This is a genomic window from Streptomyces sp. NPDC059371, assembly GCF_042751995.1.
Lineage (GTDB): Bacteria > Actinomycetota > Actinomycetes > Streptomycetales > Streptomycetaceae > Streptomyces.
This window is the reverse complement of record NZ_JBHYXD010000009.1, coordinates 96878-114286: the sequence shown is the minus strand read 5'-3', so window position 1 is coordinate 114286 and position 17409 is coordinate 96878. Positions and strand designations below refer to the sequence as shown.

The window sequence follows — 17409 nt, the reverse complement described above, 5'->3', positions numbered from 1 at the left end:
TGAGAGTCCAGAGCGCACTTCCCATGAGGAGGACCGGGTGGCCGAGACTCTGAAGAAGGGCAGCCGGGTTACCGGCGCCGCGCGCGACAAGCTCGCGGCAGACCTGAAGAAGAAGTACGACTCCGGTGCGAGCATCCGAGCGCTGGCCGAAGAGACCGGCCGCTCGTATGGCTTCGTCCACCGGATGCTCAGCGAGTCGGGTGTCACGCTCCGAGGGCGTGGCGGCGCGACGCGGGGCAAGAAGGCCGCCTCGGCCTGAGGCCGGGCGTCCCCATCGGCTTCGGTGGTGACCACCCGGTCGGTCGGGTGACCGACCGGGTGGTTACTGTGCAGTCACTTAGGTGCGTTCCTCGTGTCTTCGCGAGGTACGCGTCTGATCCGACCGCACCCATCGGAGGCAGCCCATGGCTTCGCTCGACAAGGACCTCGACCCGGTACTCGACAAGGACGGCGTACGGCTCACCGTCGACGACGCGATCGCCACGGTGACGCTGACCAATCCGGCCAAGCGCAATGCCCAGAGTCCCGCTCTCTGGCGGGCCTTGACGCAGGCCGGTCGGTCACTGCCGGGCTCCGTCCGGGTGGTCGTCCTGCGTGCCGAGGGCCAGTCCTTCTCCGCGGGGCTCGACCGGCAGGCGTTCACACCCGAGGGGTTCGACGGGGAACCGTCGTTCATCGACCTCGCGCGCGGCTCCGACGCCGAGCTCGACGCGACCATCGCCGAGTACCAGGAGGCGTTCACCTGGTGGCGGCGCAGTGACCTCGTGTCCATCGCCGCCGTCCAGGGACATGCCATCGGTGCGGGGTTCCAGCTCGCCCTCGCCTGTGACCTGCGCGTCGTCGCCGACGACGTGCGGTTCGCCATGCGCGAGACCAGCCTCGGCCTGGTGCCCGACCTCACGGGGACGCACCCGCTGGTCGGCCTCGTCGGGTACGCCCGCGCGCTCGAGATCTGCGCCACGGGCCGCTTCGTCCTGGCCGAGGAGGCCGAGCGCACCGGGCTCGCCAACCTCGCCGTGCCCGGCGAGCAGCTCGACGCCGCGGTCGCCGACCTCGCCGCGGCGCTGCTGGCCGCGCCCCGGGACGCCGTGATCGAGACGAAGGCGCTGCTGCGCGGGGCCCAGGAGCGGTCGTACGAGGAGCAGCGCACCGCCGAACGCGCCTCCCAGGCCCGCAGGCTCCGCGACCTCGCGGGCGTGGGCGACTAGCCACTCCGGCCCGAAGGCCCGAGGGCCCTGTGCGGCGGGGACGCCCCGCCGTGCGGGCCGGGCTCTACACCGTACGAGGGTCACGCCGTACGCGGGGCACGCCTCACGCCCTTACGGAGGTGACACGGCCCGCCGCCTTACGGGGTCACGCTTCACCCCCGTACGGAGCGGCCTGCCTTACGGGGTCACGCTTCACCCCCGTACGGAGCGGCCTGCCTTACGGGGTCACGCTTCACCCCCGTACGGAGCTGACGCCGTCCCCGCCTTACGGGGTCACGCCTCCCGATGACGGGTGCCTTCCCGCGCGACGGTCACCGATGACGGGTGCCCTCGCTCACGGCGGTCACCAGTACCGCCACGGACGGGGTGTCCTGTGCGGCCTCGGTGACCGCGGCCCTGACCGCCCGTGCGACATCCACCGCGCGCTCGTCCCCGGACACCTCCAGCTCGACGCGGATGTGGCGGCGCGGCAGGGCCGGTTCCGCATCGGTCGGCGCGCTCTCGACGTGGACCGGCCGGCCCAGGGAGTCCGTCAGACGGGTGACTCCTGGGACGGCCAGAACCACCGACGCGATCCGGGCCTCCCCGGGATCCTTCGGCACGGGCGCCGTCCTCACGTCGCCCGCCGGGTGTGCCGTGGGCGCCTCGTCCTCGGCCTCGTCCTCCAGCAGGTCCGTCACCCGCAGGTCGACCTCCGTGACGTCGAGGCCGAGGAGCCGTGTCGCGGCGGACACGACGGCCAGGCGCAGCCGGGCCGCGACGGCCGGAAGGGGCTCCACGCCCGGAGCCGTGGGATCCACCGAGACCCGGAACTCCGCGGTGACGCGCAGCGGACCCGGTGGCAGAGCGCTCGGCGGAGGCGGCACGGCCGGAGTGCCGGCCGGGTCCGGGTCGGCGAGCGCGATCCGCAGCGCCCCGAGCCGTACCCCCTCGACGGCCGCCGTCTCGCGCCGCAGCACCGACCAGGCCGCCTCCTCCGTGATCCACGCGCCGTCGAGCGCGAGCCCCAGCGGCAGGAGTCTGCCGAGCCCGAGCTGCTGCCGTACCGCCTGCGTCCACCGGTCCGCCGTCATTGCTCCAGCGTGCCCCATCCACGGCGCGCGACCGCGCGACCCGACCTACTGTGAGCAGAGGAGGACGACCGAAAGGGACGTACGGCGATGACCGACATGAGCGAGCGGAACCGGACGGACAGCCCCGACACGGAGAAGGAGTCCCAGCAGACCCGCAAGCCCACCCGGCGAGGCGGCGGAGATCCCGCCACACGGGGACGGACCACGATCGCCGACGGTGTCGTGGAGAAGATCGCCGGGCTCGCCGCCCGGGACGTGGTCGGTGTCCACACGATGGGCAGCGGGCTGAGCCGTACCTTCGGAGCGGTACGGGACCGGGTTCCGGGCGGTTCCACCAAATCCGTGACGCGGGGTGTGAAGGCCGAGGTCGGAGAGCTGCAGACGGCGCTCGACCTGGAGATCGTCGTCGACTACGGAGTGTCGATCTCCGACGTGGCGCACGCCGTGCGCGAGAACGTGATCGCCGCCGTCGAGCGCATGACCGGGCTCGAAGTGGTGGAAGTCAACATCGCGGTGAGTGACGTGAAGCTTCCGGAGGAAGAGGAAGAGGAGCCGGAGTCACGGCTCCAGTGACCCCCGGGCCGCCCGGAGCCTCCGGACAACCGGCCACCGCACCCTGAGTGATCACGCGGCCACCGACTGCTGAGGAGCGCATCATGAGCTTGGCCGTGATCGGCATGATCGCCGGAATGGCGCTGGGCTTCGCCGGGTATTTCGGCGGCTTCGGCGCCTTCCTCCTGGTGGCCGCCCTGGGGGCCGTCGGGTTCGTCGTCGGACGGCTCCTGGAGGGGGACCTGGACATCGGCGACTTCTTCCGCGCCCGTGACGACCGGCGGCGGTGACGCGTGCCAGGTCATGTCGACCGGCTCGGTGAGACCACACCGGGCATCGCGAGGGTCCCGCCGCCCGAACGGGGCGCCACCCGGATCGCCGACCGTGTCGTCGCGAAGATCGCGTCGCGGGCGGCGCGCGAGGCGCTGCCTCCGCTGCCCGCCGACGCCGTCCCCCCGCACGCGTCGGTCGTCGTACGGCGCCAGGCGTCGGGCTCCGGCGGCACGGACGGCACCCCGACGCACAGCGCCCGGGTCCGGGTGAGCCTCGAACTCGGCTACCCCGCCGACATCGGGGCCCAGTGCGGCGAGGTGCGTCGTCATGTCGCCGAGCGGGTAGAGGCGTTGGCGGGGATGGAAGTGCCCGAGGTGGCCGTCCAGGTGGAGCGGCTGCATCTGACACCCGGGCCCGGCGCGGCACAGGGGAGGACGCAATGAGCGAGCCCCAGGGCTCCGAGGACACCCGCAGGACGCCCGTACTGGAGAAGACGGAGCAGCCGGAGGCGGGGGACGGCGCGGGGGCCCTCGGGCAGTCCGCCTCCTCCGCCGCCTACGAACCGCTGGGGACCGCCAACGACGAGGACGGCCGCCAGGGCCGGTTCTGGTCCGCGCGCCGCGTCCCCGCCGGCATCCTCGCGCTCCTGATCCTCGTCGCCGCGGGCGCTTTCCTGTACGACGTCGTGGCCGTGCGCGCCGGACGGACCGCGCTGCGCTGGCGGACCTGGCTGGCGGAACAGCTCGCCGAACGGCCGCTCGACGACACCGCGGTCCTCGTCGGCGCGGGAATCGCCGCCGCGTTGGGACTCTGGCTGATCGTCCTCGCGGCCACGCCGGGACTGCGGGACGTGCTGCCGATGCGGCGCACCCACGCCGACGTCCGCGCCGGACTGCACCGGGGCGCCGCCGCGATGGCGCTCCGCGACCGGGCCATGGAGGTCGCCGGTGTGCAGTCGGTCCGCGTGCGCGTGAAGCGCCGGAAGGTCGACGTCCGCGCGTTGTCGCACTTCCGGGAGCTCGACGACGTGCGCGCCGACCTCGACTCCACCCTCGCCGACGGCATCAAGGGTCTGGGACTGTCCCGTTCGCCCGCCCTGGCGGTGCGTGTCGCGCGCCCCGGACGGAAGGGGTGAGGTCCGTGCTGCGGATCGTCAACCGCGTACTGATCGGCTTCATCGGGCTCGTGCTGCTCGTCCTCGGCGGCTCCGTGCTCGCCGTGGGACTCGGCGTACGGCCCCCGTCGTGGTGGATCCACGACGGGCGGCACGACGTGCTGCTCAGTACGCCCGAACGGACCAAGTGGCGTGACCAGGGCTGGTGGTGGCCCGTCGTCATCGCCGCGCTCGCGGTGCTCCTGCTGCTCGCCCTGTGGTGGCTGGTCGCCGTCGTACGGCGCCGACGGCTCGCCGAAGTGCTCGTCGACACCGGTGACGGGGCGGGCGCGCTGCTGCGCGGACGTGCCCTGGAGGGCGTGCTGGCCGCCGAATCGGCCCGGCTGGGCGGTGTCGACCGCGCCGACGTGCACCTGACCGGGCGGCGCACTCTGCCCGAGGCGCGGGTGCGGCTTCTGCTGGAACCGCATGTGGACCCCGGGCAGGCGCTGCGGCTGCTGACCGTGGAGGCGCTCGCGCACGCACGGGACTCGGCCGGCCTCGCCGCGCTCCCGGCGGAGGTGCGGCTGCGCGGCGTCAAGCACCGTGCCGAGCGCGTGACGTGACAGGCCGGGGGCCACCACCAGGGGTCTGGAGCCCACCCGGCGTTCCGCGGTCCCCGGCCCGGTGTCCCGCAGCGCCTCGCCGGGTGTCCGGAGACCCGTCCGGCGTTCTGGTGTGCCTCGCCGGGGGTCTGGAGACCCGCCCGGCGTCCCGCCGTGCCCCGCCGGGGTCTGGAACCCCGCCCGGCGTTCTCCCGGGTCCCGCCGGGGGGCCCGGAGCGCGGCGCCCGTTCCGTCGTACCGCGGGGTTCTAGAACCCGCTCCGCATCCCGCCGTCCACCGGGAGCATGATGCCCGTCAGGTAGGACGCGGCGGGGGAGAGCAGGAACGCGGCCGCGCGGCCGAACTCCTCCGGGGCGCCGTAGCGGCGCAGCGGGATGCGGGACTCGTTGGCCGCGCGGGTGGCCTCGGGGTCGGCGGACAGACCGTCGAGCTGGCGGACGCGGTCCGTGTCGATGCGGGACGGCAGCAGTCCGACGACGCGGATGCCGCGCGGGCCCAGCTCGTTCGCGAGGGACTTGGCGAACCCGGCGAGGCCCGGACGCAGACCGTTGGAGATGGTGAGCCCGGGGATGGGCTCGTGCACCGAGCCGGAGAGCACGAAGCCGATGACACCGCCCTCGCCGAGCTCCTCGGCGGCCGCGCGGGCCAGCCGTACAGCACCGAGGAAGACCGACTCGAACGCCACCATCCACTGTTCGTCGGTGTTGTCCGCGGCGAACCCGGGCGGCGGTCCCCCGACGCTGATCAGGATGCCGTCGAAGCCGCCGAAGTGCTCACGGGCGCCGGCGATGAGCCGGGCCGGGGTCTCGGCGGCGCCGTTGTCGGCCGCGACGCCCATCGCGTTCGGGCCGAGCGCGGCGGCGGCGCCGGCCGCGCTCTCCTCGTCGCGCCCGGTGACGACCACCCTGGCGCCGTCGGCGACGAGTTCGCGCGCGGCGGCGTTGCCCAGGCCCCGGGTGGCTCCCGTGACGACGTACACACGATCCTTCAGTCCAAGATCCATGGCCCCATCCTCCCCTATCCCGGTGATACGGCCCCTGGTGCTTCCCCCGTCTCCTCGGCCGTCCCGTCGACTGATTCGTCGACCGTCTCATCGACGCCGAACAGGCTGAGGGCGGACACCACCAGGCCGATGTGGCTGAAGGCCTGGGGGAAGTTGCCGAGCTGACGGCCCGCGACCGGGTCGTACTCCTCGGACAGCAGTCCCAGGTCGTTGGCGAGGCCGACCAGCCGCTCGAACAGCTCGCGCGCCTCCCGCGTACGGCCCGTCAGATGCAGGGCGTCCGCGAGCCAGAACGAGCAGACGACGAAGGTGCCCTCGTCGCCCGGGAGCCCGTCGACGCCGGCCGTCGTCGTGGTGCTGTAGCGGCGCACCAGGAAGCCGTCGCGGGCGAGTTCCGCGCGGACCGCGTCGACCGTCCCGACCACCCGCGGATCGTCGGGCGGCAGGAAACCCACGCGGGGGATGAGCAGCAGGGAGGCGTCCAGTTCGGGTGAGCCGTAGGACTGCGTGAAGGTGTTCCTGACGGGGTCGAAGCCGCGCTCGCACACCTCCCAGTGCACCTCGTCGCGCATCGCCCGCCAGCCCTCGATGTCGCCGTCGAGGGTCGGGTCGTCCTCCAAGGTGCGTACGGCGCGGTCTGCGGCCACCCAGGCCATCACCTTCGAGTACACGAAGTGCCGGCGCGGGCCGCGCACCTCCCAGATCCCCTCGTCGGGCTGCCGCCACGCCACCCGGAGGAACTCCATCATGGCGCACTCCACCCGCCACATGTGGGGCCGGGACGGCAGGCCCGAGCGCCGGGCGAGCGACAGCGAGTCGATGACCTCTCCGTACACGTCGAGCTGCAGTTGCTCGACCGCGCTGTTGCCGACGCGGACGGGCGAGGAGCCCGCGTAGCCGGACAGCCAGGGGATCTCGTACTCCGACAGCCGGCGTTCGCCCGAGAGGCCGTACATGATCTGCAGGGCCGCCGGGTCGCCGGCGACCGCGCGCAGCAGCCAGTCGCGCCAGGCCTCGGCCTCCTCGTGGTAGCCGGCCGACAGGAGCGCGCCGAGGGTGAGGGTGGAGTCGCGCAGCCAGCAGTAGCGGTAGTCCCAGTTGCGGACGCCGCCGAGTTCCTCCGGCAGCGAGGTGGTGGGGGCGGCCACGATGCCGCCGGTCGGCGCGTAGGTGAGGGCCTTGAGGGTGATCAGGGAGCGGACGACGGCGTCCCGGTGCGGCCCGTCGTAGCGGCAGCGCGCCGCCCAGGCCCTCCAGTCCTGGACGCTGGTCTCCAGGGCCTGGAAGGGATCGCACAAGGGCGGCCGGGGCCGGTGCGAGGGATGCCAGGTCAGGACGAAGGCGACCTTGTCGCCCGCTTCCACGGTGAACTCCGAGTGCGTACGGAAGTCCTTGCCGTAGGTGTGCACGGGCGGCTCGCTGCGCAGCCACACCGAGTCCGGGCCCGCGACCGCGACCCGGTGGCCGTCCGAGCGGCGCATCCACGGCACGACCGAGCCGTAGTCGAACCGCAGCCGCAGCAGACTGCGCATCCGGACACGGCCGCCGAGGCCTTCGACGATGCGTACGAGATCGGGGGCGTGCTCGCGCTGCGGCATCAGGTCGGTCACCCGGACCGAGCCCTCGTCGGTGTCCCACTCGGTGTCGAGCACCAGGGTGTCGGGGCGGTAGGCGCGCCGGGTGCACGCGCCGGCGTCCTCGGGCGCGATCCGCCAGTGACCGTTGTCCTCGTCGCCGAGCAGGGCCGCGAAGCAGGCCGCGGAGTCGAAGCGGGGCAGGCACAGCCAGTCGACGGAGCCGTCGCGGCCCACCAGAGCGGCGGTCTGTTCGTCCCCGATGAGCGCGTAGTCCTCGATGCGTCGGTGCACGGTGGACGGGTTCCCGACCGGAGTGACGGTCAATCGGGCCGCCAGAGTGGCGTGGACACCCGTGGCGCGGTGCGGCGGGCAGCCGCGGGGCTCCGGGTGCCGGTCTGTACGCCGGCCGGTCTGTACGTCCGCCGGTTTGTAGCCCGCCGGTCTACACGCCCGCGGGTTCCGCCTCCGGGGCGCTCTGCGCGGCGGCGGACTCCGCCCGGTCGCGGCGCTCGCGGCGGACCAGGACCACCCAGCCGAAGGGGACGCCCGCGGAGAAGAGCCACCACTGGATCGCGTACGCCATGTGCGGGCCGATGTCGCTGTGCTCGGGGTCCGGGATCAGCTCGGGGGAGCCGTCTTCGGGCGCGGGCGCGGTCTGCTCGACGTAGCCGCCGAGGACGTCCTTGCCGAGCCGCTGTGCCTCCTGCCCGCTGCCGATCAGCATGACCTGGCGGTCGGGCAGGCCCCGGACGTTCTTGATGCCGCTCTCGGCGGTGGTCTGGTCGGCCATCAGCCGGCCGGTGACGGTGATCTCGCCCGGGGCGGGGGCCGGGATCTTCGGGAAGGCGGTCTGCGCGCCGTCCGCCGGTACCCAGCCCCGGTTGACCATGAGGACGCGGCCGTCGGTCAGGACGAACGGGGTCAGGACGTGGTAGCCGACCTCGCCGTCGGCGTTGGTGCGGCGGCGGACGACCTCTTCGTGCGCGGTGTCGAAGCGGCCCTTCGCGGTCACCCGGCGGTACAGGTCGTCGTCCCGGATCTGCCGGCCCGGCGTGGTGACCGTCTCCACGGGAACCGGCTTCGCGGCGAGCGAGTCGGAGATCACCGTGTTCAGAGCGACCTTGTGCTCGTGCCGGTGGAGCTGCCAGAAGCCCAGCTTGATCATCGTCGGGATGAGCGCGAGGGCCACGAGGGTGAGGATCACCCACTGGCGGGTCAACAGGAAGCGGTACACCCCATTGACGGTACTCGGCATGATTCGGCCCCCGACGGGAGGGTCCCGCCGAGGGCCGCCCGATGCCCTGTCCGGGGCGACGGGGCCGGGGCCGGGGCTCAGACCTTGTCGACGATCCCCGCCTTCCCCTCCGCGCGGGCGCAGTGCGCGCCGCAGTACCAGTGGCCCTCGACCTCGACACCCTGGCCGATGACCTGGACGCGACAGTGCTCGCAGATCGGGGCCATCCGGTGGATCGCGCAGGAGAAGCAGTCGAAGACGTGCACGGCGCCCTGCGCGTGCACCTCGAAGGTCATTCCGTAGTCATTGCCGCATACTTCGCATCTCGCCATGCGCCACAGGGTGGGGTGCCGGGGCGGTGCGATCGAGCGGGCGCGGGGCGAGTCGCCCGTCAATCACCCGTACGCCCGTCACCCTTCCGACGCGGGTTCGACGTCCCGCAGGAGCTGCCCGAACGCGGCCTCATCGACCACGGGTGTTCCGAACTGACGCGCTTTGACCACCTTTGAGGTGCCGGAGTCCGGGTCGTTGGTCACCAGCAGACTGGTGAGCCGCGACAGGCTCGTCGCGACATGCAGCCCGGCCTCGACGGCACGGTCCTCCAGCAGCTCGCGGTCGACGGACGTGTCCCCGGAGAACGCGATCCGCATGCCCTGCTTGAGCGGTTTGTCCGCCGTGTACCGCCCGGGGTTCGGATGGGGGCACGCGGGGCGCTTGCGGGAGGGACGCCAACTCCCCGACGGGTAGCCGCCGGAGCCGTAGCCCCCGGACTGCCGTCCGATCCGCGGAGCCGCGGCGCTGTCGGACCACTCCTTGAGCGGCAGGCACTCGAGGAGCGGCAGCCGTACCCCGCCCTCCGCGGCGGCTTGCAGGCTCGGCCGGAACGCCTCGGCCAGCACGCGCGCGTCGTCGAGCGCGTGGTGCGCCCGCTGCTGTACGACACCGAAGTGCGCCGCCAGCGACTCCAGCTTGTGGTTGGGCAGCGGCAGGCCCAGCTCCTTGGAGAGGGCGATGGTGCACAGGCGCTGACGCACCGGCGCCTCACGGTCCGCGCGGGCGTACTCCCGCGCGATCATCGACCAGTCGAAGACCGCGTTGTGCGCGACCAGCACCCGCCCCGCGAGCCGGGCGGCGAACTCCTCGGCCACCTCCCGGAAGAGCGGCGCCCCTTCGAGCATCTCGCTCGTCAGACCGTGGATCCACACCGGTCCCGGGTCCCGCTGCGGATTGACCGTCGTGTACCAGTGGTCCTCGACCTCGCCGCGCGCGTCCAGCCGGTAGACGGCGGCGGAGATTATCCGGTCGTCGCGGGCCAGTCCTGTGGTCTCCACGTCGACGACCGCGTATCCCTGCGGATACGCGGCCGGCCAGGAGGCAGGGGACGCTGCGGTCGTGAGGTCTTCGAGCATGGTCAATGAGGATACGGGCCCCGACTGACATACCGGCCCCCGCCTTCCGGATCGGACACCCCCGGCGGCCCCCCGCCGGGCCACACGCGCGTGGGCACCGCAACCGGGTCCGCCGGTCACGGTGTTGACGCGCTCAGCCCAGCGCCGCCACCAGGTCCCCCGCCGCCAGGGGGGCGAGACCGCAGCCGTCGACCGGGCCGGGCAGCAGCCGGTACACCGATCCGCTCGCGCCCTCGGGGGCGACACCGCCGTGCACCAGGGCGAGCAGGACGTGCCTCTTCGCGGCCGCCCCGGCGGCGAGCGCGTCCACGTCCGCGGCCGGACTCCGTCGCTCGGGAGGCGCCAGGGCGCCCACGCGGGCGGCGAAGGCCGGGGCACTCTCGCCCTTCCCGCGTGCGTAGTGCCACAGTTCCCCGCCCGACCGTGCCCGCCGGACCACCACGACCTCGTCCGTACGGGCCGCCGCGTGCCACACCGCCAGGTCCCACAGCGTCGTACGCCCGGTCGTGAAGTACTGGAACAGGTCCCTGCCGACGCGGCCGAGGTCGGCGCCGTGCCGGTGCACGCTGTGGAAGCCCTCGGCGGACGGCAGATGCAGGTCCGTCCACAGGAACGTGCGGCGCTCCAGGTCGACCAGCAGCGGGACGTGGATGCGCGAGTCGCCCTCCAGGTCGTAGCGCTGACGCACCGTGCGGGGGTCGTACGAGGCGTCCCGGCCGTCCGCCGAGGGCAGTGCCATGAAGCCGGCGAAGGCGTCGAGGAGCTGCTCGAAGGCGATGTCGTTGAAGCTGAACACGACGGGCACCGCGAAGCGCACCGGGCCCCCGGCGAGCGCCGCGAGGTCCAGGTCCACGTACTCGGTGGCGCCGTCGGGCGCCGGGGCCGAGGTCAGGTCACCGGAGTGGACGATCGCCCGCTCCCCGTGGACGAGGTTGGTGTAGTCGCACACGCCGACGAACGCCCAGTCCTCGTCGTACAGCGCGACGGACAGGTCGAGGTCCACGCGGATCCTCGCGGGCTGCGTCCAGTGCAGGAACAGGCGCAGGACCTGACCCTCGGGGAGCGGCTGGGTACTGCCGCGCGGCACCGAGACCAGCGCCTTCGCGGACGCCCGCTCGACGGAGGGGACGGCCAGGCCCGCGAGGTCCGCGTCGAGGACGGCGAGGTCGAAGCGCGGGGCGGACGCCGGCCGGCGCACCGCCTCGGCCTCCAGGAGCGCGCGGACGCCGTCGGTGACCGCCTCGGCCAGCGGGGCCCGGGTGTCGTCCAGGGCGAAGGAGTGGGTGACCCTGCCCCGAGGGAAGAACACCCGCCGCTCGCCGGGGAGATGACGGATCCGCAGCCGTCCGAGCGCCGCGAGCAGCGGACCGGGACCGGCCTGCGGCAGCACCCGCCGCAGGGTGTCGGCGAACCCCTCGGGCAGCTCCTCCAGGTCGTCGAGGCGCAGCAGGTGGTCGAGCCTGCGCAGCAGTTCCCCCGGCCGCCGGGCGAGGAGGTCCAGCGCGCGGGGGAAGTCCTTGTCGCGCAGGGCCTGTTCGGTGTGCGCGCCCCAGGAGTCGGGCCGGATGCGCGTCCCGTCGATCCGCACCGCCTCCGGGTGCGCGGACGCGGTGCGCAGCAGGGCCTCGCCCAGGGGTGTGGCCGAGGTGTCGGTGGCGCGCAGCACGGCGAACGCGAGGGCGGCCTTCGGATGCCGCTCGTGCCGCTCGTACGGGTGCAGGATCTCGGCGGCGCGCTTCCAGCCGAGCGGATGCCGCAGCACGTCCTCGACGAGCGACGCCGCCTCGAACCCGTCGAGCACGGCGAGCAGTTCGCGGCGCAGCGGGCGGGGCAGCGAACGCAGGCGGCGCGGCTCGACGAGATCGGCCTCGCCGCCCGACCAGACCTGCAGCAGCCGCAGCACGTCCGTCGCCGTGGTGAGGTGCGCGGCGAGCAGGGGGCGTACGGCCGCGCGCGTGCGCCGGTCCAGCAGGAGGCTCCCGAGCACCAGGGCCTTCGTCTCGCGGACGGGGATGTCCGCGGGCAGCCAGTCGAGACCGGTGGGCGCGTGTCCGAGGAGCAGCTTCACGTCGTCCCGGTCCTGCGGCGGCAGCGGCGTCCGCCGGGCCAGCAGCCGGAGCAGCGCCTTCGTCGCGTCCGCCCGCTGGTCGGTGCCGAGCGCCAGCAACTTCAGTGGCCCGACGGGCAGTTCACGCGAGAGCCGGGACGGGGCGGGCTTCAGGAAGGGGTCCGTGCCGTCGATCCGGCGGTGGCACAGGGGGCAGCCGGCGTAGTCGCCGCCGTCCCAGCAGACGCGGCACACCAGATGGGCGCACGGCGACACGGGACGCACGCTGCCGACCGTGCCGCACAGCACGCACGGCTGGGCGGGCCACTGGAGCAGCAGGGTGAAGACACGGTCGACGTAGAGCCGGAAGGTGTCGTCGGGCACCGACGCCGGGAAGCTGCGGAACAGCGGCATATGGGTGCGGTCCGCGCCCAGTTCCGCGTCGATCCGCCGGATCAGGGCGGTGCCGGCGTCCGCGAGCCCGGCGGGGCCGAGCCAGGCGAGCGCGGCGCGCAGCGGTGCGGCCGGGGCGAATCCCCGGTCGAGCAGCTCCGCCTCCAGGGCGACTAGACCCTCGGTCGTCGCCGGGTCTCCCGGCCGTGGCCCGGCCTGGTCGACGTAGACGGTACGCAGGCGGCGGAGCAGCACGGACGACAGTACGGACAAGCGGAGATCCCCCGGGATCGGAAGTGGGTGAGGCGGGGGCGGAGAGTGAGCGCGCTACGGCAGTCGTAGAAAAGAGAGAAGGAAGCACGCTTGCGGAGCCGCCCCCGCGCTTGCGGAGTCTAGGAAGGTGCCGGCCTCCGGGGCCACCGATTTATTTCCGCGCCTCGGGACGGAGGGCCGCCGCGCTCCCGAACGAGGCCCGCACGACGCGCCGTTGGGTTTCAGGACGGCGCATGGCTATGGACCTTTCACCCGTGCGGTGCAAGCGTGCTCCGCGCCCCAGCAGGTAGCGCCTACGAAGGGCGGTACGGACATGGCACGAGTGAGGTACGGCGCGCGGACCGAGGCGGAGATCGACGCCGCGCGCGCCGCGAGCTCCAGACTTCCCGACATCTGGTCGACCGGTGTGGTGGCCGTCTGGGAGAGCGATCCGGACGCGGTCGCGGCGGTCCTGCCGCCCCCGCTGAAGCCCACCGCGCGCCCGCTGGTGCGGGTCAACATCAGCAAGGTCGATCTGGCCGGATACCCGCTGGGCGCGGGCTCGTTCGCCGTCGCCGCGGCGCACGAGGACGTCGAGGGCTGGTATCCGCTGGTCATGCCGATGACCCACGAGCGGGCCCTGACCGGTGGCCGCGAGGTCTTCGGGGAGCCCAAGAAGCTCGGTGAGGTGACCGTCGAGCGCGACGGGCTCGTCGTACGGGCCGTGCTCGCCCGGCACGGCATCGAGTTCGTCGAGGTGCGCGGCGCGGTGAGCGGGCCCCTGCCGCTGCCCGAACCCGTGCGGAAGACCGACTTCTACTTCAAGTTCCTCCCCGCGGTGGACGGTTCGGGATTCGACGCCGACCCGGTCCTCGTGCACTGCGTACGCGACGAGAAGGTCCGCAGACTGGAGCGCGTCACCGGGGACGTCGTCCTGCGCGAGTCCATGTACGACCCGGTCGCCGATCTGCCCGTACGCCGGCTGCTGGAGATCACCATCGGCGAGAAGACCACCGACCAGAAGGGCCGGGTCGCCGAACGCGTCAGCGCGCGGGCCCTGTTGCCGTACATCCATCAGCGCTACGACGATCCGCGGCAGATCCTCGACGGTCCGCCCGAGGGGAGCGTCTGATGGAACTGCGCGCGGGACAGGTCGCCGTCGTCACCGGCGCGGCGAGCGGCATCGGGCTCGCGATGGCCCGGCGTTTCGCGGCGGACGGCCTGAGGGTGGTCCTCGCCGACGTCGAGGAGGGCGCGCTGGACAAGGCCGCCGCCGAGCTGCGCGAGGACGGCGCCGACGTCCACGCGCGCGTGGTCGACGTCTCGGAGCGCTCCGAGGTCCTCGCGCTCGCCGAGGACGTGTACGGCACGTACGGCGCGGTGCACGTCCTGTGCAACAACGCCGGTGTCGGCTCCGGCGCCGAGGGCCGGATGTGGGAGCACGACCCGAACGACTGGAAGTGGGCGTTCGCCGTCAACGTGTGGGGTGTCTTCCACGGCGTCCAGGCGTTCGTGCCCCGGATGATCGCCGGCGGCGAGCCCGGCCACGTCGTCAACACCTCGTCCGGCGACGGCGGGATCGCCCCGCTGCCCACCGCCTCCGTGTACGCCGTCACCAAGGCGGCCGTGGTGACGATGACCGAGTCGCTGTACGCGCATCTGAGGGCGGAGCACGCGCGCGTGGGTGCCTCCGTGCTTTTCCCAGGGCCGCACATGCTCCGCACGGGCCTGTGGGAGTCGCACCGCAACCGGCCCGAGCGGTACGCGAAGGAGCGGCCCCGCAGGACCCCGTACCGCAGCCTCGCCCAGTGGGAGGCCGCGATGAACGAGGCGGGCAACGAGGTGCGGTTCACCCCCGTCGAGGAGGTCGCCGACCTCGTCGCCGAGGGGATCCGCGCGGGCCGCTTCTGGCTGCTGCCCGAGAGCGAGCACAGCGACCGGCAGATCCGGGCGCGGTCGCGGTCGATGCTCGAGCGGGCCGATCCGTCGTACCTGGAAAGTTTCATCCTCGACTGAGGGGGCGCGGTGACCGAACAGGACCCGTATCTGATCATCTCCTCCGACTGCCATGCCGGGCTTCCCACCGGGGAGTACCGGCCCTATCTGGACTCCCGTTTCCACCGGGAGTTCGACGAGTTCCTCGCGGGCCAGGGCCGGCGCCGCGAGGAGATGAACCGCCTCGGCATCCGCAACGAGGCGTTCGCCGACAAGTGGTTCCAGGACAACGAGGAAGGCCTGCGCGGCGGTTGGGACACCGCGCAGCGGCTCAAGGAGCTCGACGGCGACGGGGTGGCGGCCGAGGTCGTCTTCCCCGACGCGGACGCCGTGGACAGCCGCACCGCGGCCCCGTTCGGCGTGGGCCTCGGCCTCTCCGGCGACCAGGACCCCGAACTCGGCATGGCGGGCGCCCAGGCCCACAACCGCTGGCTCGCCGACTTCGTCTCCGAGCACCCCGAACGGCACTGCGGGGTGGCCCTGCTGCCGGTCACGGGCGAGACCGGACGGGTCGTCGCCGAGGTGTACCGGGCCAAGGAGTCGGGCCTCGGCGCGCTGATGATCCCCTCCATGTGGGTCGACAAGGAGCCCTACCACGACCGCCGTTACGACCCCGTGTGGGCGGCGGCCGCCGAGTGCGCGATGCCCGTGCTCACCCACTCCGGCGCCGCGCCGCGCCACGAGTACGGCGACCACCTCGGGATCTACGTCTCCGAGGTGACCTGGTGGCCGGCGCGCCCCCTGTGGTTCCTGCTCTGGTCGGGGGCCTTCGAGCGGCACCCGGGACTCCGGTTCGGGGTCGCCGAGTCGGGCTGCTGGTGGCTGCCCAACCTGCTGTGGTTCATGGACCGGCTGTATCTCGGCGCGCACGGCGGAAAGAAGCTGTCGCCCTTCGCGGAGCTGAAGCGGTCGCCGCACGAATACCTGGACCGGCAGGTCTTCGTCTGCGCCACCAACACCAAGCGCCGCGAACTCGCCCAGCGTTACGAGATCGGCGTCGACAACATCCTCTGGGGCAGCGACTTCCCGCACCCCGAGGGCACCTGGCCCGACACCCGGGCGTGGCTGGCGAGGACCTTCCACGACATCCCGGTGACGGAGACCCGCCGCATGCTCGGCCTCTCGGCCGCCGAGGTGTTCGGCTTCGACACGGGCGAACTGGCCCCGATAGCCCGGCGGATCGGTCCGACCCCGGCCGAACTGGGCCAGGACGAGGACCAGTCGGCGGTCGAGGCGTCCTGGGCGCGTTCGCGCGCGGTGGGCCGCCACTGGCTGACGGACCACGACTTCCCCGTACTGGGGGTGAACCCATGACCGCCGAGAACGCCGAGAACGGCGCGAACGCCGAGACCGCCGGGAACGCCGAGAGCCGCGCCGGTGGCGAGGACCGCTACACCGTCGTCTCCGCCGACTGCCACGCGGGCGCCGATCTCCTCGACTACAAGCCGTACCTGGAGCGCCGGTACCACGACGACTTCGACGCCTGGGCCGCCGACTACGTCAACCCGTACGAGGACCTGCTCGCCGACACCGCCGACCGGAACTGGAACTCCGCGCGGCGGCTCGCGGAGCTGGAGGAGGACGGCATCGTCGCGGAGGTGGTCTTCCCGAACACCATCCCGCCGTTCTTCCCGTCGGCCTCCCTCATGGCACCGGCCCCGACGGCGGCGGAGTTCGAGCGGCGCTGGGCGGGGCTGCGGGCCCACAACCGCTGGCTCGCCGACTTCTGCGCGGCGGCACCCGGCCGGCGCGCGGGTGTCTTCCAGATCCTCCTGAACGACGTCGACGCGGCGGTCGAGGAGATCCACCGGTCGGCGGGCGCGGGCCTCAAGGGCGGACTGCTGCTGCCCGGCACACCCCCCGGTTCGGGCCTGCCCGAGCTGTACTCGTCGGCGTACGACCCGATCTGGGCGGCCTGCGCCGAGCTGGGCGTCCCGGTGAACCACCACGCGGGCTCCGCCTCGCCGCCGCTCGGGGACGAACCGGCGGCCCGCGCGGTCTTCATGGTGGAGACGACCTGGTTCTCGCACCGCGCCCTGTGGCACCTGGTGTTCGGCGGCGCGTTCCGCCGGCACCCCGGCCTGAGACTGGTGCTGACCGAGCAGGGCTCGGGCTGGATCCCCGGGGTGCTCGACATGCTGGACTACTACCACCGGCGGCTGGTCGCGGCGGCGGGCAGGGCGTCGACGGCCGAGTCGAAGTTCGGCGCGGGGCTGGCCGCGACGATGGGCGAGCGCCCCTCCGAGGTCTGGCGCGCGAACTGCTTCGTCGGGGCCAGCTTCATGCGCCCCCACGAGGTACCGCTGCGCGGCCGCATCGGCCTCGACAAGATCATGTGGGGCAGCGACTACCCGCACGACGAAGGCACCCACCCCTACACCCGCGAGGGTCTGCGCGTCGCGTACGCGGGCCTGCCGCGCGAGGAGGTCGCCGCCATGGTCGGCGGCAACGCGGCCCGCGTCTACGGCTTCGACCTGGCGTATCTCGACGAGATCGCCGCAAAGGCCGGCCCGACGGTGGCCGAGATCGCCGAACCGCTGGACACCCCGCCCGCCGACGCCACGAGCCCGGTGTTCGCGAGAGGAGGCTCGGTGCGCGTGTGGTGAGCGCGGGGTCCGTACGGGTGTGGCGAGCGCCCCGCCGGAGCCCTGCCCGGTCGGGCGGGGGAGCGCGG

18 protein-coding genes are annotated in these 17409 nt (G+C 73.2%); 11 read left to right on the top strand and 7 right to left on the bottom strand.

The window, feature by feature from the left end:
- The first annotated feature begins 37 nt into the window (after positions 1–37).
- Positions 38–259, top strand: coding sequence for a helix-turn-helix domain-containing protein (locus ACFXGX_RS08240; protein ID WP_006123601.1), 222 nt, complete (start codon positions 38–40; stop codon positions 257–259).
- Between the two features lie 145 nt (positions 260–404).
- Positions 405–1208 (top strand): enoyl-CoA hydratase/isomerase family protein, encoded by an 804-nt coding sequence (locus tag ACFXGX_RS08235; protein ID WP_384786464.1) that lies wholly within the window; start codon positions 405–407, stop codon positions 1206–1208.
- A gap of 311 nt (positions 1209–1519) precedes the next feature.
- On the opposite strand, the gene ACFXGX_RS08230 is transcribed toward ACFXGX_RS08235, so the two are convergent.
- Positions 1520–2281, bottom strand: coding sequence for a nucleopolyhedrovirus P10 family protein (locus tag ACFXGX_RS08230; RefSeq protein WP_384786461.1), 762 nt, complete (start codon positions 2279–2281; stop codon positions 1520–1522).
- Between the two features lie 87 nt (positions 2282–2368).
- Between ACFXGX_RS08230 and ACFXGX_RS08225 the strand changes: the two genes are divergently transcribed.
- From ACFXGX_RS08225 to amaP, 5 genes are all read left to right on the top strand, one after another.
- Positions 2369–2854 carry an Asp23/Gls24 family envelope stress response protein gene (locus tag ACFXGX_RS08225; protein WP_355772156.1) on the top strand — a complete coding sequence of 162 codons (486 nt, stop codon included), beginning with the start codon at positions 2369–2371 and terminating at the stop codon, positions 2852–2854.
- A gap of 83 nt (positions 2855–2937) precedes the next feature.
- Complete coding sequence (locus ACFXGX_RS08220; protein WP_266757222.1) at positions 2938–3123, top strand: hypothetical protein; 186 nt, start codon at positions 2938–2940, stop codon at positions 3121–3123.
- 3 nt (positions 3124–3126) lie between these two features.
- Positions 3127–3549, top strand: coding sequence for an Asp23/Gls24 family envelope stress response protein (locus ACFXGX_RS08215; protein ID WP_384786457.1), 423 nt, complete (start codon positions 3127–3129; stop codon positions 3547–3549).
- Positions 3546–4241, top strand: a complete 696-nt coding sequence (locus ACFXGX_RS08210; protein ID WP_384786454.1) for a DUF6286 domain-containing protein — start codon at positions 3546–3548, stop codon at positions 4239–4241. Before ACFXGX_RS08215 ends, ACFXGX_RS08210 begins: the two co-directional genes overlap by 4 nt.
- Positions 4242–4246: 5 nt before the next feature.
- On the top strand, positions 4247–4825 hold the full coding sequence (gene amaP, locus ACFXGX_RS08205) for an alkaline shock response membrane anchor protein AmaP (RefSeq protein WP_384786452.1): 579 nt from the start codon (positions 4247–4249) through the stop codon (positions 4823–4825).
- A 247-nt stretch (positions 4826–5072) separates the two neighbouring features.
- Here the strand turns inward: amaP and ACFXGX_RS08200 are convergent, their stop codons facing one another.
- From ACFXGX_RS08200 to ACFXGX_RS08175, 6 genes are all read right to left on the bottom strand, one after another.
- On the bottom strand, positions 5073–5828 hold the full coding sequence (locus ACFXGX_RS08200; RefSeq protein WP_384786449.1) for an SDR family oxidoreductase: 756 nt from the start codon (positions 5826–5828) through the stop codon (positions 5073–5075).
- 14 nt (positions 5829–5842) lie between these two features.
- Entirely contained in the window at positions 5843–7696 is a 1854-nt protein-coding gene (locus ACFXGX_RS08195) for a glycoside hydrolase family 15 protein (protein ID WP_384786446.1), read from the bottom strand.
- A 151-nt stretch (positions 7697–7847) separates the two neighbouring features.
- The gene (locus ACFXGX_RS08190; RefSeq protein WP_384786442.1) at positions 7848–8639 is read right to left on the bottom strand and encodes an SURF1 family protein; all 792 of its coding nucleotides are present in this window, start codon (positions 8637–8639) and stop codon (positions 7848–7850) included.
- Positions 8640–8737: 98 nt separating this feature from the next.
- Positions 8738–8971 (bottom strand): hypothetical protein, encoded by a 234-nt coding sequence (locus ACFXGX_RS08185; RefSeq protein ID WP_078943477.1) that lies wholly within the window; start codon positions 8969–8971, stop codon positions 8738–8740.
- Positions 8972–9049: 78 nt separating this feature from the next.
- Positions 9050–10048, bottom strand: a complete 999-nt coding sequence (locus ACFXGX_RS08180) for a DEDDh family exonuclease (RefSeq protein WP_384786439.1) — start codon at positions 10046–10048, stop codon at positions 9050–9052.
- Between the two features lie 133 nt (positions 10049–10181).
- The gene (locus tag ACFXGX_RS08175; RefSeq protein WP_384786436.1) at positions 10182–12761 is read right to left on the bottom strand and encodes an MXAN_6230/SCO0854 family RING domain-containing protein; all 2580 of its coding nucleotides are present in this window, start codon (positions 12759–12761) and stop codon (positions 10182–10184) included.
- Between the two features lie 313 nt (positions 12762–13074).
- Between ACFXGX_RS08175 and ACFXGX_RS08170 the strand changes: the two genes are divergently transcribed.
- Genes ACFXGX_RS08170 through ACFXGX_RS08155 form a run of 4 tightly spaced genes read left to right on the top strand, consistent with a single transcriptional unit; the run spans position 13075 to position 17341 of the window.
- Entirely contained in the window at positions 13075–13872 is a 798-nt protein-coding gene (locus ACFXGX_RS08170; protein WP_384786433.1) for an acetoacetate decarboxylase family protein, read from the top strand.
- On the top strand, positions 13872–14756 hold the full coding sequence (locus ACFXGX_RS08165; protein WP_384786430.1) for an SDR family NAD(P)-dependent oxidoreductase: 885 nt from the start codon (positions 13872–13874) through the stop codon (positions 14754–14756). The genes ACFXGX_RS08170 and ACFXGX_RS08165 overlap by 1 nt, the downstream gene beginning before the upstream one ends.
- A gap of 9 nt (positions 14757–14765) precedes the next feature.
- Positions 14766–16049: an amidohydrolase family protein gene (locus tag ACFXGX_RS08160; RefSeq protein WP_384786427.1), complete on the top strand. Its 1284-nt coding sequence runs from the start codon at positions 14766–14768 to the stop codon at positions 16047–16049.
- Entirely contained in the window at positions 16046–17341 is a 1296-nt protein-coding gene (locus ACFXGX_RS08155; RefSeq protein ID WP_384786424.1) for an amidohydrolase family protein, read from the top strand. The genes ACFXGX_RS08160 and ACFXGX_RS08155 overlap by 4 nt, the downstream gene beginning before the upstream one ends.
- Positions 17342–17409: the final 68 nt, after the last annotated feature.

Coding starts and splice junctions, on each gene's coding strand:
- ACFXGX_RS08235 (WP_384786464.1), top strand. CDS start 405: ATGGCTTCGCTCGACAAGGACCTCGACCCGGTACTCGACAAGGACGGC.
- ACFXGX_RS08230 (WP_384786461.1), bottom strand. CDS start 2,281: ATGACGGCGGACCGGTGGACGCAGGCGGTACGGCAGCAGCTCGGGCTC.
- ACFXGX_RS08225 (WP_355772156.1), top strand. CDS start 2,369: ATGACCGACATGAGCGAGCGGAACCGGACGGACAGCCCCGACACGGAG.
- ACFXGX_RS08220 (WP_266757222.1), top strand. CDS start 2,938: ATGAGCTTGGCCGTGATCGGCATGATCGCCGGAATGGCGCTGGGCTTC.
- ACFXGX_RS08210 (WP_384786454.1), top strand. CDS start 3,546: ATGAGCGAGCCCCAGGGCTCCGAGGACACCCGCAGGACGCCCGTACTG.
- ACFXGX_RS08200 (WP_384786449.1), bottom strand. CDS start 5,828: ATGGATCTTGGACTGAAGGATCGTGTGTACGTCGTCACGGGAGCCACC.
- ACFXGX_RS08185 (WP_078943477.1), bottom strand. CDS start 8,971: ATGGCGAGATGCGAAGTATGCGGCAATGACTACGGAATGACCTTCGAG.
- ACFXGX_RS08180 (WP_384786439.1), bottom strand. CDS start 10,048: ATGCTCGAAGACCTCACGACCGCAGCGTCCCCTGCCTCCTGGCCGGCC.
- ACFXGX_RS08170 (WP_384786433.1), top strand. CDS start 13,075: ATGGCACGAGTGAGGTACGGCGCGCGGACCGAGGCGGAGATCGACGCC.
- ACFXGX_RS08165 (WP_384786430.1), top strand. CDS start 13,872: ATGGAACTGCGCGCGGGACAGGTCGCCGTCGTCACCGGCGCGGCGAGC.
- ACFXGX_RS08155 (WP_384786424.1), top strand. CDS start 16,046: ATGACCGCCGAGAACGCCGAGAACGGCGCGAACGCCGAGACCGCCGGG.